Genomic DNA, 15623 nt, shown 5'->3' with positions numbered 1-15623 from the left:
CCTAGTTGCGTACGGAGCTGCGACGCGAACGCAACATCAGCCCGCCGGTGATGGCGGCGAGGATGAGCGCAGTCCCGGTCAGGACGAGGACACGGCCGTCGGGGCCCATCTCCCCGCCGCCACCGGTCGCGATGCCGCCGTCGGGCGTGTTGGTCACCTGGCCGGGCTGGGAGGCCGTGACGGTTTGCGTGAAGGTGCGGGTCTGCCTGGGCGTGGGAGTCGTGGCCGAGGGAGTGGGCGTAGGCGTGGGTGTGGGGGTCGTGCTGCTCGAACCCGACGCCACCACGACGACGGCGGAGGCGGCGGTCGCGGTGGTGGCCATACTGCAATCGTAAACGTGGGTGGCGGTCCCGCCAGCCGGACCGATGCTCAGCGTGAAACTGCCCGACTTGATCGTGACGGAACCTGTCGCGTCCGGAGTGGCGGTCGCTGAGACAGTCGGGAACTGAATCGCCGCTCCCGCCGCGATCGATGCCGCAGGTGTCAGGGTAGCCGCGGCAGTGATCGTGGCAGTGTCGCCGGCCTCGGGACCGGTCAGCACGATATCGCCGTCGAAAAGGACCCTGTCGGTGATGTTGATGCCTACCGGCGCGGTCATCAGCTTGGTGCCCGTGCCCGTGTTGAGGTTGGTCCAGACCATGGAGATCTTCTGAACCGGTGATCCGGCAGTGGCGGAGCCGGTCAGCGTGACGGTGAGGTCGGGTGTCTGGGCGGTGCCGGTGCTCGGGGTGGTCGAGGTGCAGTTGTAGGTGATCGTCTTTGTATCGGCGGCTGCGCCGAGCAGCGGAAAGACGCCTAAGAGCATGCCTGCGCTGACAACTCCGGCTGCGGCGGCCTTGGTGGCGATGCGACGCCGTGCCTTCAACTTCAGCACTGACTTCTCTCCCATTTCAGACAGTCTGCCCGGTTTACGGTTGGGCCAGCTTCCCAGGCCATGGTCACGGTTCGGTATCCCGATCCTATGGAGTTGGCGTGGGGTCTGTGGTGGATACGGCCCATCCGTCATCGACTACCCACATTGGCTCAAGGTAACAGTCAAGTCCGAAACTGTCGCATCACACGCCTCGTACGCCACTGCCGCGGCTCTGCCGATGACGAAGCAGCAGGCCACCAGAGGCGGCGGCGAGGATCAGGATGGTTCCGAACAGGGTGATCATCCGCCCATCCGGACCCGTGGTTCCACCGCCTCCGGTCTGCGCCCCACCGACTGGGGTCAACCCAACCTGCGCCGTATTCGTGACCGAAACCGTTGAGGTGTTCGTGGTGTCGACCGTGCTGGTGACCGTTTCGGTCTCCATGACGGTCTCGGTCTCGAACACGGTGGAGGTCGTGGTCGCCGTAGTGGTGTCGTCAGGGTCGTCGGTGGAAGAGGACGACGTCGCCACGGTGATGGCGAGTGTGGCCGCAGGCGCGACCAGCGTGCAGTCGTAAAGGGTGCTGGCCTGCTGGCCTGCGGCTGGTACGAGTTCGAGCAGGAAATCTCCAGCCGCGATCCCCAGCGTCCCTGCGGCCGTGGGCGTCAGCGTGATAGCCAATTCCGGAATCGGCGACATGGCCGATTCGGCAGCTACCGCCACCTGAGCCGTGGCGGACGCTGCTGGCGTGGTCACGACCGCTTCCGCAGAGATGGGCACGCCTGTCACCGTCATGTCGCCCTCGAGGACGACGACCCCACCTACGGCAATCGGTGTCGAAGCAGTCATGTACGAGTCGGTTGCTTGTCCTGCCGCCGGGCTGCTCGGAGCCATCCGCCACTTCACCGTGATGGTCGCGCTGGGGGTCGGATTGGTGTCCGGACCATCCAGCACTGCTGTCACCGGATAGGTGGAACCGCCACACGTGTATCGAACCGTTGCGGTCGTATCGGCGGCCAGGACCGGGAGCGCGATCAGGCCGAATAACACGGCGGCTCCAGCGACGGCGGCTCTGGCGGCTAATCGGTGCCGTCCTGTTGTCGTCGTCACTTCCGCTCCCCTAGATGGTGGCCAGATCGCGCAACAGCATTTCAGGAAATATCTGGTGATAAGCGGCGTAGATCCTGAGAATCCGGTGTGAATTCGGCTGGGAATCCATCGCCGCCGAGCGGGTCTACGCGGTCTTGGTGGCGCTCAGGGTGGCGTAGACGATGATGTTGTCGGTGTAGTGGCCGGTTCTGCGGTTGTAGACGCCGCCGCAGGTGATGAGGCGAAGCCCGGCGGTATCCAGCCTGCCGTACACACGATTGGTCGGGAAGGTGTTCTTGCTGACTTGTTCGACCCCGTCCACGGTGAATTCGGCTACCGTGCCGTCGGTTCGGACAATCTGGATCTTGTGGCCGCGTTTCACCTCGCGGAGGCGGGAGAAAACGGCCGGTCCCCGGCGGGTGCTCACGTGACCGAGGATCACCGCGGGTCCCGGCTGGCCGGGCACCGGGCCGAGCTTGTACCACCCGGCCACCTTTGGCTGGGACAGCGGAGGCACCTGAACTTCGCCGTTACGCTGCACGCCGACCGTGCGCAATGCGGCGTTGAGTCCGACCTGCGGAATCACGATCTTGGCAGGAGCGACCGAGCCGGTGCTGACGATCGGGGCGACCGGGACCACAGCCGGGATCGGCGGGGGCGCGCTCGGTGCCGCCGCCGTCAGCGGCACATCGGCCCCTCCCGGTCCCACGGTCGGCGGTAGCGCTCCCGGCATCTGCTGCGCCATCGGCGTGGTCCCCGGACCCGGCATGCCTTCGACCGAGACCTCCTCAGGTGCCAGAACGGCCAGCAACCCCGCCATGATCAGCGCGATGCCGCCGAAGGACCCGACGATCAGGATCGCGGGCAGCGCCTTGTTCCACCGCTGCCGCCGCCGCTCCTCAGCCGACGGCACCGGCATCTGCCCAGGCTCCAGCTCGTTCATGACACCCCGAAAAACTCAGCTCACGCGTCCGGCATCCGCCTTGACGCGCCGCCGCCAAACGAGCCCCGCACCAACGCTCCCCAACACCAGCACAATCCCGAACCACACATAAACCCGCCCCGAAGGCCCGCCAACCGCCATCTCCCCGGTCTGCGCCCCACCCTTAGGAGTCACAATCACCTGCGGCGACTGACTGGTAGAAGCCGACGACGTCACCGTAACCGTCGTAGTGGGCTTCGGCGTCGGCGTCACCGTCGCCGTCCGGGTGGTGGTGGGCGTCGGAGTCGTAGAGGCCTTCACAACCTTTACCGTGGCGGTCGTGACGTTCGTGGGCGGTGGTGCACAGACCGTGTCAAAGTACTCAGGCGGAGTCGTTGACTCTCTAGTGATCACGTTAAAGCTGTCGAGCACTGCCCATTCGTTGTCGGCCAGCCTCGACGTGATCTTCGCATGATACTTCCCGTAGGGGAGATCGGTCTTGGACCAGAGGACCTCGTGACCGTGGCGCTGGTTGGCCGGTACCTTCGGCGCGGCCGGGTCGGATGTCGTTCTCGACGGATCGATGGTCACGCGCGAATTGGAGACTTCGACAATCTCCACGTCCAGTTTGCCCATCGCAGCATGACGCTCACCGATGTACTCGATGCCCGTTCCCTCGAACTCGATGGTGGCCGTCGCATTCTTGTCCTGAGTGTGGTGAACATCATCGCGGAACGACCGCTTACTCCCGACCCAGTCGGTCACTTCCGCCGCGCGACCTGTGTCGTAGCTCCAGTTGCCGGTGTAGGTGATCGGGGGGTCACTAAGTGGAGGCGTGGTTGTGTCCGCAGTCAACAGGTTGGTGTCGTTGACCTCACCGGTCGACTTGGGGCTGAATGCGATCCTTATGTTGTCCGGCTTGACCTTGATCTCGCCTTCGCGACCTGTCACATGCGAGCCGGGCGTCAGCGTTGGCAACTTGATGGGATCATTGGTCTTGAGATCAACATCGGTCGTCAGCGTCCCAACTGAGACCAGCTCTCCAACGCCATCCCAGTACCCTGCCATCTTCGCGCTAGCACTGACACTCAGCTTTGCGCCCTTGACGTAGTTCCCGGGTGAGATCAGCGGCGATTCGCCAAGCGTCCAGCCGACCTGCAACGCCTGGCCGAGAACGACGGTCTTGGGAATCGAGACCTCAACGTTGAGGGGCTTGTCGCCCGTGCCCACCAAGGATCCTGGCTGTTTGCTGGAACACGTGTAGGTGTAGTTCCAGTGATCTGTGTCAACTGCCTCGGCCGATGAGGTCAGCATGACGGTGGCACCCAAAACGCCTAAGGCGGATGCGACAGCTGCTTGTCGGAGTACTGATCGCCGCCTGAACACCGCACACCCCAAGTGGTCGAAGATCGGCCCAGATCGGACCACTCAACACGATTCAGGCGAGAGCCTAGGGGGTTCGAGGATGCCCCAGCAGCCACTTCAGCACCCGTTCGACGAGATGTGGCCCAGTTGTAACAGAGGGAACGTTTGACGAGGCCGTCGGAGACCGGAGGGCGGGTACGAATCCTCCAGAACGGTGTACCCACACGAAACCGAATCGTATTCTGGCCACGGCGGAAGCGGCCCGAACCCCGGAAGGCGTACCCGATGCAGCGTGACCTCTTCGACGAAGAGCACGAGCTCTTCCGTGAGACCGTGCGCGAGTTCCTGGCCCGCGAGGTCGTCCCGCACCACCCCCAGTGGGAGAAGGACGGCATCATCCCCCGCGAAGTCTGGAAATCCGCCGGAAAGCTGGGCATGTTCGGCTTCGGCGTGCCCGAGGAGTTCGGCGGCGCCGGCATCACCGACTTCCGCTACAACGCGGTCATCGTCGAGGAGATCATGCGGGCCGGCACGTCCGGCATCGGCTTCTCGCTGCACAACGACGTGATGGCGCCGTACTTCGTGGATCTCACCAACGACGAGCAGAAGCAGCGCTGGCTGCCCGGTTTCGCCTCCGGTGAGCTGATCACGGCGATCGCGATGACCGAGCCGGGCGCGGGCAGCGACCTGCAGGGCATCCGCACCACCGCCATCCGCGAAGGCGACGACTACCTCGTCAACGGCCAGAAGACGTTCATCACCAACGGCATCAACTCCGACCTGGTCGTCGTGGTCACCAAGACCGACCCCACCGCCGGAGCGCGCGGCACCACGCTGTTCGTGGTCGAACGTGGCATGGAGGGCTTCGTCCGGGGCCGCAACCTGGACAAGGTCGGCATGCACGCCCAGGACACCGCCGAACTGTTCTTCGAGAACGTCCGGGTCCCGGCCGCCAACCGGCTCGGCGACGAGGACGGCCACGGCTTCTTCCACCTGATGAAGAACCTCCCGCAGGAGCGCCTGTCGATCGCGGTGGCCGCGGTCGCGGCGGCGGAGGCGGTGCTGGCGATGACCATCGAGTACTGCAAGACTCGGCAGGCGTTCGGCCGCAACCTGGGCTCGTTCCAGAACACCCGGTTCGTCCTGGCCGAGCTGGCGACCGAGGTGGACATCGCCCGGCTTTACATCGACAAGTGCATCCTCGCGCTGAACGCCGGCGAGTTCACGGCGGTGGACGCCGCCAAGGCCAAGTGGTGGACCACTGAGCTCCAGACCAAGCTCATCGACCGCTGCGTGCAGCTGCACGGCGGCTACGGCTACATGACCGAATACCCGGTCGCCCGGGCCTGGCTGGACAGCCGCGTCCAGACGATCTACGGCGGCACCACCGAGATCATGAAGGAAATCATCGGCCGCTCTTTCGGCTTCTGACTGATGCCCGCCACTGGCCCGGATATCCGCTCATAATGAGCCCATGGACACCACCGGGCTGATTCTCCTGATCTTCCTGGCGTTCCTGTTCGTCTGGTTGCTGAACAAGGTGCGCAGGTTCTTCCGGTTGGGCAATGTCGCGTACGCCGGAATCATGATCGTGTTCGTCATCACCATGCTCCTGATCTGGGGTCAAACCGTCGGATGAACCCGATCCTGGACCCGGAGCTCCCGGCGTCGGACCGTGCCAAAATGGCGGCCCATCCCGAGTTCCTGAACACCCCGCAGGCCCGCCCCCGTTGGGGTGGCCGCGTGCCCGCCGACGCCTGGGCCAGCCTGCTTTCGGCCTCCTTGTGGGGGTTCCTCCCCGCCCTCGTCGCTCCCCTCTACGGCCGCCTCGCCCTCATCGGCGGCCTGCTCCTGCAGGCCGGCCTGCTCACGGTCTGGATCGGGTACGGCTTCACCGCCATGTTCCTGACCGGCCTCACGATCGAGCTCGTCGCCTTCCTGCTCCTGCTCGCGCTGTCCGGCGAGTCCCCGGTGAGCCGCCTGGCCCGCCGTCACCGTGGCCGCTTCCGGCTGGCCGCGGACTTCGACGAGGAGGACGCCGCCCTGATGGAGCGCGCCCAGGCCGCCGTCGCCGCCGTGCTGGAATCCAAGGTCAACGAGGCCGGACTGCTGGACGACATCGCCAACCGGGTCACCCTCCCTCGCCAGGAATGGGAGATCGCGGAGACGCTGGCCGAGATGACCCGGCTCCGCCGCGAGCAGCGCTCCGTACGGAAAGGGAAGGTCACCGACCGGATCTCCACCATGCTCGACTCGCATCAGGACGCGTTGCGGCTGGCTGCCGAGTCGCTGGCTGAGCGGGTGGACGCGCTGGAGGACTACGCGTTGCGGACGATGGCGGCGGATGAGGCGTATGTCGAGTGGCGTACGCTCCAGGACCTGGCTGAGGACAGTGACGCGTACCGGGAACTGCTGGCCAGGACGGTGCGCGACCGCCTGGCCGCCGGGGAGATCGACGCGATGACCGAACGTGCCCGCCTGGTCGAGGCCGCGCTCCGCGAGAGCGTCAAGGACGCCCGCCGGGCCGGGCTCGTGCTGCTGCCCGAGGCCAGCTGATGCCCAAGGTCTCCCCCCGAGCCGAGAAGATCTTCGGCCGCGTTCCCACCGCCGTGAACGTCGTCGGCTCGGCTCTGCTGATCACCCAGGTCGTGGTGGGCATTTCGCTAACTGTCAGCTCGGGCGAACCGGATCCGGTTGCCTTGATTCCACCGCCCCCGACGATCAGCGTGCCGACCCCTGAGATAGTGGCCGCTACTCCGGTCGAACCGCCTAGTCCGAGCCCCAGCCCTACTCCGACGATGGAGGTCAAGCGCATTCCCGAAGGCGAGGTCGTCCGGCTGAAACGATTCCCCGGAACGGGCTCTCCCGTGATCGGCCAGGTCACGGACAAGAAGGCGCGGCTCACGTTCGTCGAACTCGGCAAGCCCTGGGGACGGAGCAAACCACTCGGAACCGGGCCGATCGTCGATGGCACCTACAGCAGGCGCCAGACGTTCGTCACCGAGGAGTACGGCCCTGACCTGGACCGCCAGTGGTGGGCCGACATCGACAGCCAGCGCCACACCGCCGAACCGGCTCCCGGAGAGAGCCTGTACGACATCGCCGCCGCGACCCTCGACTCCAAGCAGAGCCGGAACTTTCCCGACAACACGGCCGGAGTGGACGTGGCCTCGCAGCCGATCAAGAACGGCTGGGTGATCGTCCGGCAGATGCGGATGCCCGAAAGCGACGCCGGCCGCAAGGCGCGGATCGAGCTGTCGGCGGTGATCGCCGTGGACACGGGCGGAAGCCGCCCCGGCATCCTCTGGATCACGATCCCGGACACCCACAAACGACTCTGGCCAGACATCAACCGCCTGGTCGGCTCAGTTCGCCCGCTCCGCCCATAATCACCCGACTGGTGGATCGAGTCGCGCGTCTGTCCCTGATTACCCGACTGATCTGATCGGTTCGCGCGCTCCGTCCATGATCACCCGGGCTACCAGCTCCGGATCGTCGCTCATCGGCAGATGGCCACACCCTTTGAGCAACATGACCCGCTGCTGGGCCCACCGGCCCGCCCGGACGGCCTGGCGGCGGGGCAACAACCGGTCATGCTCCCCCCAGGCCACCATGATCGGCACTTTCGGCGGCGGAGGCGGCGCCATCCACAGGAACGAGTCGAGCGTGTCATCGAACCCGACCGACTCCCGCAACGCCCCAACCGCAGACACCAGTTCCTTCTGGGACACCCGCGACGGCTTCGAAACCAGGAACCCGCCCGTGAAAGCCCGCCCCACCGGCGATCCCACCAGCTCCGGTGGCGACCCCATCGCCGCCGCACGCAACAGCCGCAACACCGACCGCCCGTAGAACAGCTCAGACCGCGACCAGAACCCCACCGGCGAAAACGCGGTAGCCGACAGCACAACCCCCCGCGAAGCCATATCCAACGCCAGATACCCGCCCAGTGAACTCCCGGCGACGTGCGGCTCAGAAACCCCCAGCCGCCCCCAGAACGCCTCCACCGCATACGCCAACGTCTCCGCGTTGTACGGCAACCCAGGCGGCAACGGCGGCGAAGCCCCAAACCCAGGCAGATCCACGGCGATCACATCAAACTGCTCAGCCAGCAGATCAAGAACCGGCGCCCACACCTGCCAGTGATGCCCAATCCCATGCATCAACACCAACGGCGGCCCAGACCCCCTGCGCTCATACACGAGCTCCATAGTTCCGAGTGACCTCACGCGCGTCCAATGGATGCGGCCAGTCTAGGAAGTGCAGGTTAGAGCCGCTACCACGTCCAGGTAAGGCTATTGAGCCCTGTCGTCTAGGAGCGTCTGGGAGACGTGTGTGAGCCGCCGTGCTCCTTGCACGCTCGGCTTCTGCGACGGCCGGCCGCCCTTGCGGGACCGTCGCGCCAAGAGCTCTTTGCTCGCCTGCTTCGAGGTCCGCAAGGTCCTTGCCAGTGCTTCCCCAAGGGCACCGACCTGTCGGTGCACTGCAGCGACCATCTCGCCGCGGTCGCTGCCCGGCTGAACGGTCGACCACGCAAAACGCTCGGCTGGGAAACCCCAGCCGAACGCCTTGCCAAGCTTCTGGCGACAACCGGTTGATCACTGGTGTTGCGACGACCCCTTGAATTCACCGAAGGAGGGGCGGGCGTTCTGTACCTCGATGGCTCAGTCGTCGGTGTGTTCCGGATCGGCCCGTAAGGGAAGGAACGCCTGCATCTGCTCGATGTGTGGCCTTACTCCGGCCCGGGTGCGAAGTAGAAGGCCTGCGTCGGTGAGCGCGTTGACGTCCCGGCTCACGGTGCGGCGGGTTTTGCTGGCGTACTCGGCGGCGAGGCGCGGGGTCAGCTCGGGGATCTTGCTGATGGGTGTGAACTCATGCATCGGCAGATCGAGCACGAGATGCCGCTGCCGGACGCATGCCGCTGTATGACCGTCCTGAACGGTTTCGTGGACGAAGTTCACCCACGCCACCCCAAGTTGGTGGCCTTGAATCGTCCGCACTTGCTCGCGGAGTTCCTCCACGAAACCCTGGATGGCGTAACGCAGGAAGACCGCCGGATCGTACGGTGGCTGGCTGGTCTTCTGGAGCACCTGGTAGTACCTGGTGCGGGTCCGCATGTAGAAGTTGGCTGGCAGATGGGCGGCCAACATCGGGGCCCGCGCATTGAGCAGTAGCTGGTATTCCACCAGCCTGGCCGTCCGGCCGTTACCGTCACCGAACGGGTGGATCCATGCCAAGTACAGGTGAGCCAGCAGCGCCGAGATGATCGCCACTGGCTGGCGTAACTCCTCTCCCGCTTCCGCCCGCATGGTTTCAAGCCAGTCGCAGAGGCGGTCGAGGAGGTGGTCGCAGTCCTGGGGAGGCGCTCCTCGATAGTTGCCGACCAGGACGTTTTTGGTGCGTACCTTGCCGGGATGGACATCATCCTCCGCTGGGACTTTGTCCAGGACCAGGCGGTTCAGCTCGTCGACACGTTCGCGGGTCAGCGCTAGCGAATGGCCTTCGGCGAGGTCAAACTCGATGAGGTTGTAGGCGGCCACGATGTTGTCTACCTCCTGCCCGAGGTACTCCTGGGAGGGGGGCAACTCAAGTTCATGTCGTACGCGTTGCAGGACTTCGTCGGCGGTGAGGGTGTTGCCCTCGATCCGTGTGGTCGCGTGCACGCTCTTGCTCAGGTAGATCTCGTTCAGCCGGTCGGCGAGGACGGGCTGGATCGGCGCGCCGGCGAGGTGCTCGAACTTGGAGATCGCCTCGCCAAGCAGCATCCAGGTCCGGAAGTCGAGCTGTTCGCGCGAGTCGAAATCGAAGATGAGCCATGGGTGAGTCTCCAGGTATTGTCTTCTCACATGTCCAACCTTAGCGGACATATATCCCCAGGTCAGCCAGCATTTCAAGGACCGAGACGGCAATTTTTGGCACTATTTATGTCCATAGCTCTGTCCCACATGCTGTCATACTTGGAGGTGGGGTGCGGCAGGCGAAACGGGCGAGAAGTGACGGTTGAGGGAAGGAAAGGTCGATGACGGAAGCTCCGGGGGAGCTCATCCTCTACACCACCGAGGATGGGCGCACACAGATGCAGTTCCGACCGGTCGACGGAACGGTGTGGCTGTCACAGGCACAGATGGCCGCCCTGTTCGACACCGGCGTCCCCGGCATCAACAAGCACATCTCGAACATCCTCCAGGAGGGCGAGCTCGGAGAGGCAACTATTTCCAAAATGGAAATAGTTCGATTCGAGGGCGACCGAGAGGTCCGACGCGAGATCACGATCTACAACCTCGAAATGATTCTCGCGGTCGGCTACCGTGTGCGATCCCCGCGTGGCGTCCAGTTCCGTCAGTGGGCCACGACCGTGCTCAGCGAGTATCTGGTCAAAGGCTTCGCCATGAACGACGAGCGCCTGAAGGACCCGCGGGCCGACTACTTCGACGAGCTCCTCCAGCGGATCCGTGACATCCGGGCGTCGGAAAAGCGGTTCTACCAGAAGGTCCGGGATGTCTTCGCCACCAGCCTCGACTACGACCCGGCGTCCGCCACGTCCCGCGACGCGTACGCGAAGATCCAGAACAAGCTGACCTACGCCATCACGGAGCAGACCTCCGCCGAACTCGTTCTCGCTCGCGCTGACCCGGGCAAGCCCAACATGGGCCTCACGTCCTGGAAGGCCACCCGGGTCCGCAAGGGCGACATCATCGTGGCCAAGAACTACCTGACGGCCGATGAGATCGAGGACTTCAACCGCCTCACCACCCAGTTCCTCGACTTCGCTGAGGGCAGGGCCAAGCGTCGGCAGACCACCACCATGTCCGAGTGGGTCGTCCAGACCGACCGGTTCATCGAGTTCAACGAGCTGCCCCTGCTGAAGAACGCAGGCAAGGTCTCCCACAAGGACATGGAGGCCATCGTGTGCGAGCGTTACGGAGAGTTCGGCGCCCGCAGACGCTCGCAGGAAGCGATCGAGGCCGACAAGGAGGACGCGGAGATTCTGGCCGCCGACGAGCGGGAGGTACTCGCCGAACTGGAGCGCGTCGAGGGCGAGATCACCGGGCGCGGAACCCCCGACTAAACACTGGTGGGCCAGGAACACGAGCAAGCCCCGCCACCCGAAGGTGGCGGGGTGTTCTGCTGGCCTAGCTTCAAGCGATCCTACCGGTCAGAGTTGCCGGGGGCGGCACTCGCCCGGGATGAGTTCTCGCCAGGTGTGGTCACGGGGCGCGGCCACCGGGGTGACCACTCTTCAGGCGGACCAAGCCCTGCCGATGCGCCGGGCCGTGCGGTACCACAGTTAACGCCCGCCTACGCCGGATCATCGTGAGGGCCAACGTGGCGTGAAGTGCAACGACTGGTGTCGTGGGCAGCGCGACGGTCAGTGGTGGGAGCGCAGGCCGTCGAAGAGGATGGACAGTGTTCGGGTGCGTAGTTCATCGCTCCACTGGTTGCGTTCCGCGGCCATGCACGTGGCCGCCAGGAGGGCCAGGAGCTCTGGCATATGCAGGTCCTGGCGGACTGCGCCGGCCTTTTGGGCTCGGATCAGTAGCTTCTCGATGACGTCTCTCATGTCTCGGCTGATGTCTGCCATGCCGGCTTTGGGGTCGATGTCGGCCTCGGCCAGCACGTCGGCCAAGGTCTTCTTTTGCGTTGCGTTTTCCACGATGCGGGTGAAGTACTCGAAGAACGCCGCGCCCGGATCATCCGCGGCCAGCAAGGCGTCTGCCTCGGCGATGAGCCGCTGCATGCGGTCGATGATTACCGCCTGGTAGAGGGCCTCCTGGGTGGGGAAGTGCCGGTAGATCGTGCCCAGCCCCACTCCGGCGTGTTGGGCGATCGTCCGCATCGAGGCGGATAGGCCATCACGGGCCAGGACGACCTCGGCCGCCTCCAGAACCCGTGCCCGGTTGCGTTGCGCGTCGGCGCGCAACGGCCTGGCTTCGCCAGTCATCGTCCTCCTCAGCACATTGACAACCGGAACGAAGGTTCCGTATGTTCCGTTGAACCGGAACGCTTGTTCCGATCCTAGCCGGTCGATCCGACCATCCCACCGACGAAGGACACCACGATGCAGTACACGACGCTCGGCCGCTCGGGCCTCACCGTCTCCCGAGCCTGCCTGGGGACCATGAACTTCGGCTCTTCCGGCGGTGTGGCCAGCTGCGACGAAACCGAGGCGACCCGTATCGTCGACGCCTTCCTGGACGCCGGCGGCAACATCATCGACACCGCCGACGGCTACACCGGCGGCCAGTCCGAACAGATCGTCGGCCGGGCCATCAACGGCAGACGCGACTCGGTCGTGCTGGCCACCAAGGCGTTCCTCCCGCAGGGACCAGGCCCCAACGACAGAGGACTGTCAAGGGCCCACCTGACCAGGGCGCTGGAGGCCAGCCTGCGCCGGCTCGGCACCGACTACATCGACCTCTACCAGTGCCACCAGTGGGACGACTCCACGCCCATCGACGAGACCATGGCGACTCTGGACGGCTTCGTACGCTCCGGCAAGGTCCGCTACCTCGGCTGCTCGAACTTCACCGCAACCCAGATCGTGGAGTCCCAATGGGCAGCCCAGCGCGCCAACGCCACACCATTCATCAGCCTCCAGCCGCAATACTCGTTGCTGGCCCGCGGTATCGAAGCGGAAATCCTGCCGACCTGCCGGCGGCACGGCCTGGGCACGCTGGTCTGGTCTCCGCTTGGTGGCGGAGTGCTGACCGGCCGTTACCGTCGAGGCGCCGCCCCCGAGGCCGACACCCGAATGGGCCGACTGAAGGCGTCACCGCTGCCCATGGCCCGCGCCTGGGCCGACGGTCTGCTCAACGAACCGAACCTCGACATCGCCGACCAGGTCGTCAAGACCGCCGCCGAACTCGACACCACCCCCGTGGCCGTGGCCCTGGCCTGGGTGCGGCAGAGGCCGGGCGTCACCTCCGTCATCATCGGACCCCGCACCCTCGACCAGCTCCACGGCAACCTCACCGGGCTTGCCATCGACCTGCCACCCGAAGCCACCAACCACCTCGACGAAATCTCCCGATCCGCCACCGACCAGTCGCGCATGGGCGCAGAGTTCCCTGGGCGGCCAAGCGCCGCAACATGAGATACCCCGCACCGGGGATCTCGCGCATCAAGAGGTGAAGTCAGCGACCGCCGAGGGGGATCTCGAACCAGACGGCCTTGCCCTCTTTGGTGGGGCGGGAACCCCAGCGGCGAGCCAGTTGGTCGACCAGGTAGAGACCCCGGCCGCCCTCGTCGTTCTCGCCAGCGCTGCGGATGCGTGGGAGGCGCAGGTCTTGGTCGAAGACCTCGACCCAGATGGACTCGTCGCCGCGCCGCAGGCGCAGGGTGAACTCCTTGTCGTTGGCGACATCCTCGTCCAGGCCGGGCACGTCCCAGGATTCGTCGAACGGGAGGGGCGGGCCGTCGAGGGCGAGTTCGCGGCGGGGCACGCTGGCCGCCGCCGCGTGCAGGACCACGTTCGTGACCACCTCGGATACCAGCAGGCAGGCCAGGTCGCCGCGTTCTTCGGGGACGTTCCAGCTGGCGAAGGCTTCGGAGGCCATGCGGCGGGCTTCGCCGACCATGATGGGCTGGGCGGGGAAGGTGCGTTCCTCGAATTCGAGTTCGGTGCCGACCGACCGTACGACGAGGATGGCCATGTCGTCGTCGATCTCGCCGGGGACGGCGACGGTGGCGGTGTCGGCTATTCGTTCGACCGACTCGCTGGCGATCTTCGCGACCTTGTCGCAGAGAATCTGCAGGGTTTCGTCGTCCGACAGGGAAGGTTCGTCGGTGCCACGGGCAGGCCGTCGGTCGACCAGGCCGTCGGTGTAGAGGAGCAGGGTGGCGCCGGGTGGCAGGACCCGGGTCTCCTCCTTGTAGACCAGGTCGGCGTGCATGCCAGAGGCCCGAACCCCCAGCGGCTGGCCGACCTCGGTGATGTCCAGTTCGGTGACGCTGCCGTCCACGATCAGCAGGGGCGGTGAATGCCCGGCGTTGGCGAAGGACAGCTGGCGGGACCAGGCGTCGTACACCAGGTACTGGCAGGTGACGATCGGCGGGCTGGTGACGTCGGCGCCGAAGTCGTCGTGTTCGGGGGCGGCGACGACCCTGGTCCACTCGTCGAGGCGGGCCAGGATGTCGGCGGGGGGTTTGTCGTCCTGGGCGAAGGCGCGGAGCGCGGCGCGGAGCTGGCCCATGACGGCGGCGGCTTTGGCGCCGCGGCCTTCGACGTCGCCGATGACGATGCCGACGCGCCCGGCGGAGAGCGGGATCACGTCATACCAGTCGCCGCCGACCTGGGTCTGGATGCCCTGGCCGTGGCTGGCCAGGGGGGCGGCGGGGTAGTAGCGGACGGCGATCTCCAGGCCGTCCAGCATGGGCAGTTCGCGGGGCAGCAGGTGCTTCTGGAAGGACTCGGCGGTGTGCCGTTCCTCCTCGAACAGCAGCGCGTTGTCGACGGCGAGCGCGACCCGGGTGGCGATGGCGCCGACGAAGTCGCGGTCGAAGGCGTCGTAGTGCGGGGAGCGGCGGTCGGTGAGGTTGGACATCGCCAGGTACATCAGGCCGAGGGTCTCGCCCCGGGCGCACAGCGGCGCGACGATGGCGGAGGTCATGCCGATCTCGCCGCAAAGACGGGCCGCGCCCTCGCTCGGCGAGGGGTAGCTGACCTGGGAGAAGTCCTCGACCAGGATGGTCTCCTGGCGGCGCAGGGCGGCGTCGCCGTAGTGGCCCTGCGGGTAGCGGATCTCGGAGCCGACCGGCATCCAGGTGTCCGGCGGCGGCGTCCAGGTGCCCACGTGCGTGGACACCTTGCGGATCAGCCGGTCCCCCTCCATCAGTTCGATGAAGCAGTGGTCGGCGAACTGCGGGACCAGCATCTCGGCGACCCGGTTGAGGGTCTCCTCCACATACAACGAGCCGGCCAGGCGCTCGCCGATGCGTTCCAGCAGCCCGAACCGGTCCTTCTCGCGCTCGTTGCTGCGCATCGCCTCCCGGGCGGTGATCACGATCCCGGTCACCGAACCGGACGGATGCCGCATCGGCACCGCCTGCGCCCGCACGTAGATCATCGTGCCGTCGACGCGTACGACATCGAACGTGCCTTCCCAAACATTGCCCTTCAGGACATGTTTGGCCAGGTCCACGGCGAGCGGATGGTCTTTCTCCATCATCCCGAGCGAGAGCACGTCGTCCATGCCGTGCTGGCCGGGCCGCCCGAACAGGCGCTCCGCGAACGGGTTCCAGTAGAGGACGTTACTGAAACGGTCGGTGACGACGACCGCCATCTCCGCGTGGTCAAGGACTGACGCGGCGGAAAGATGGTCGGCGGTGTCCTGCGACAAATCCCCCCAACGTTTCATCCAACGACCACCCCTCGGGGCATGCGGACCACGGGT

14 protein-coding genes and 1 pseudogene are annotated in these 15623 nt (G+C 65.8%); 7 read left to right on the top strand and 8 right to left on the bottom strand.

Translation table 11 applies throughout. The features are described 5' to 3' along the window. Position 1: 1 nt before the first annotated feature. From Amac_RS41145 to Amac_RS41130, 4 genes are all read right to left on the bottom strand, one after another. On the bottom strand, positions 2–889 hold the full coding sequence (locus tag Amac_RS41145) for a hypothetical protein (protein WP_155359853.1): 888 nt from the start codon (positions 887–889) through the stop codon (positions 2–4). Positions 890–1055: 166 nt separating this feature from the next. Beyond that, entirely contained in the window at positions 1056–1964 is a 909-nt protein-coding gene (locus Amac_RS41140) for a hypothetical protein (RefSeq protein WP_155359852.1), read from the bottom strand. 124 nt (positions 1965–2088) lie between these two features. Continuing rightward, entirely contained in the window at positions 2089–2886 is a 798-nt protein-coding gene (locus Amac_RS41135) for a class F sortase (protein ID WP_155359851.1), read from the bottom strand. 15 nt (positions 2887–2901) lie between these two features. Beyond that, positions 2902–4179: a hypothetical protein gene (locus Amac_RS41130; RefSeq protein WP_155359850.1), complete on the bottom strand. Its 1278-nt coding sequence runs from the start codon at positions 4177–4179 to the stop codon at positions 2902–2904. A gap of 336 nt (positions 4180–4515) precedes the next feature. On the opposite strand from Amac_RS41130, the gene Amac_RS41125 reads away from it, so the two are divergent. From Amac_RS41125 to Amac_RS41115, 4 genes are read left to right on the top strand one after another with little or no spacing between them, the layout of a single operon-like run. After that, on the top strand, positions 4516–5661 hold the full coding sequence (locus Amac_RS41125; protein ID WP_155359849.1) for an acyl-CoA dehydrogenase family protein: 1146 nt from the start codon (positions 4516–4518) through the stop codon (positions 5659–5661). Between the two features lie 43 nt (positions 5662–5704). Next, positions 5705–5869: a hypothetical protein gene (locus Amac_RS54065; RefSeq protein ID WP_170321299.1), complete on the top strand. Its 165-nt coding sequence runs from the start codon at positions 5705–5707 to the stop codon at positions 5867–5869. Positions 5870–5913: 44 nt separating this feature from the next. After that, positions 5914–6786, top strand: a complete 873-nt coding sequence (locus Amac_RS41120) for a hypothetical protein (RefSeq protein WP_155359848.1) — start codon at positions 5914–5916, stop codon at positions 6784–6786. Continuing rightward, the gene (locus Amac_RS41115; RefSeq protein WP_155359847.1) at positions 6786–7619 is read left to right on the top strand and encodes a hypothetical protein; all 834 of its coding nucleotides are present in this window, start codon (positions 6786–6788) and stop codon (positions 7617–7619) included. Before Amac_RS41120 ends, Amac_RS41115 begins: the two co-directional genes overlap by 1 nt. Before the next feature lie 39 nt (positions 7620–7658). Here Amac_RS41115 and Amac_RS41110 read toward each other — a convergent pair whose 3' ends face one another. Further along, positions 7659–8441 (bottom strand): alpha/beta fold hydrolase, encoded by a 783-nt coding sequence (locus Amac_RS41110; protein ID WP_155359846.1) that lies wholly within the window; start codon positions 8439–8441, stop codon positions 7659–7661. Positions 8442–8678: 237 nt separating this feature from the next. On the opposite strand from Amac_RS41110, the pseudogene Amac_RS41105 reads away from it, so the two are divergent. Then, positions 8679–8828 (top strand): annotated as a pseudogene (locus tag Amac_RS41105) (IS30 family transposase); the annotation flags it as partial. 66 nt (positions 8829–8894) lie between these two features. On the opposite strand, the gene Amac_RS41100 reads toward Amac_RS41105, so the two are convergent. Continuing rightward, positions 8895–10076 carry a Fic family protein gene (locus Amac_RS41100; protein WP_170322919.1) on the bottom strand — a complete coding sequence of 394 codons (1182 nt, stop codon included), beginning with the start codon at positions 10074–10076 and terminating at the stop codon, positions 8895–8897. Between the two features lie 173 nt (positions 10077–10249). Between Amac_RS41100 and Amac_RS41095 the strand changes: the two genes are divergently transcribed. Further along, complete coding sequence (locus Amac_RS41095) at positions 10250–11299, top strand: virulence RhuM family protein (protein WP_155359844.1); 1050 nt, start codon at positions 10250–10252, stop codon at positions 11297–11299. A 300-nt stretch (positions 11300–11599) separates the two neighbouring features. Here the strand turns inward: Amac_RS41095 and Amac_RS41090 are convergent, their stop codons facing one another. After that, the gene (locus Amac_RS41090) at positions 11600–12172 is read right to left on the bottom strand and encodes a TetR/AcrR family transcriptional regulator (protein ID WP_155359843.1); all 573 of its coding nucleotides are present in this window, start codon (positions 12170–12172) and stop codon (positions 11600–11602) included. 117 nt (positions 12173–12289) lie between these two features. Here Amac_RS41090 and Amac_RS41085 point away from each other — a divergent pair, with 117 nt between their 5' ends. Continuing rightward, positions 12290–13324: an aldo/keto reductase gene (locus tag Amac_RS41085; RefSeq protein WP_155359842.1), complete on the top strand. Its 1035-nt coding sequence runs from the start codon at positions 12290–12292 to the stop codon at positions 13322–13324. Positions 13325–13364: 40 nt separating this feature from the next. On the opposite strand, the gene Amac_RS41080 is transcribed toward Amac_RS41085, so the two are convergent. Then, entirely contained in the window at positions 13365–15587 is a 2223-nt protein-coding gene (locus Amac_RS41080) for an ATP-binding SpoIIE family protein phosphatase (protein ID WP_155359841.1), read from the bottom strand. Positions 15588–15623 lie beyond the last annotated feature (36 nt).

Source organism: Acrocarpospora macrocephala (genome assembly GCF_009687865.1).
Taxonomy (GTDB): Bacteria; Actinomycetota; Actinomycetes; order Streptosporangiales; family Streptosporangiaceae; genus Acrocarpospora; species Acrocarpospora macrocephala.
The sequence above is the reverse complement of the archived record's forward strand: the minus strand, read 5'-3'. Positions and strand labels throughout refer to the sequence as shown.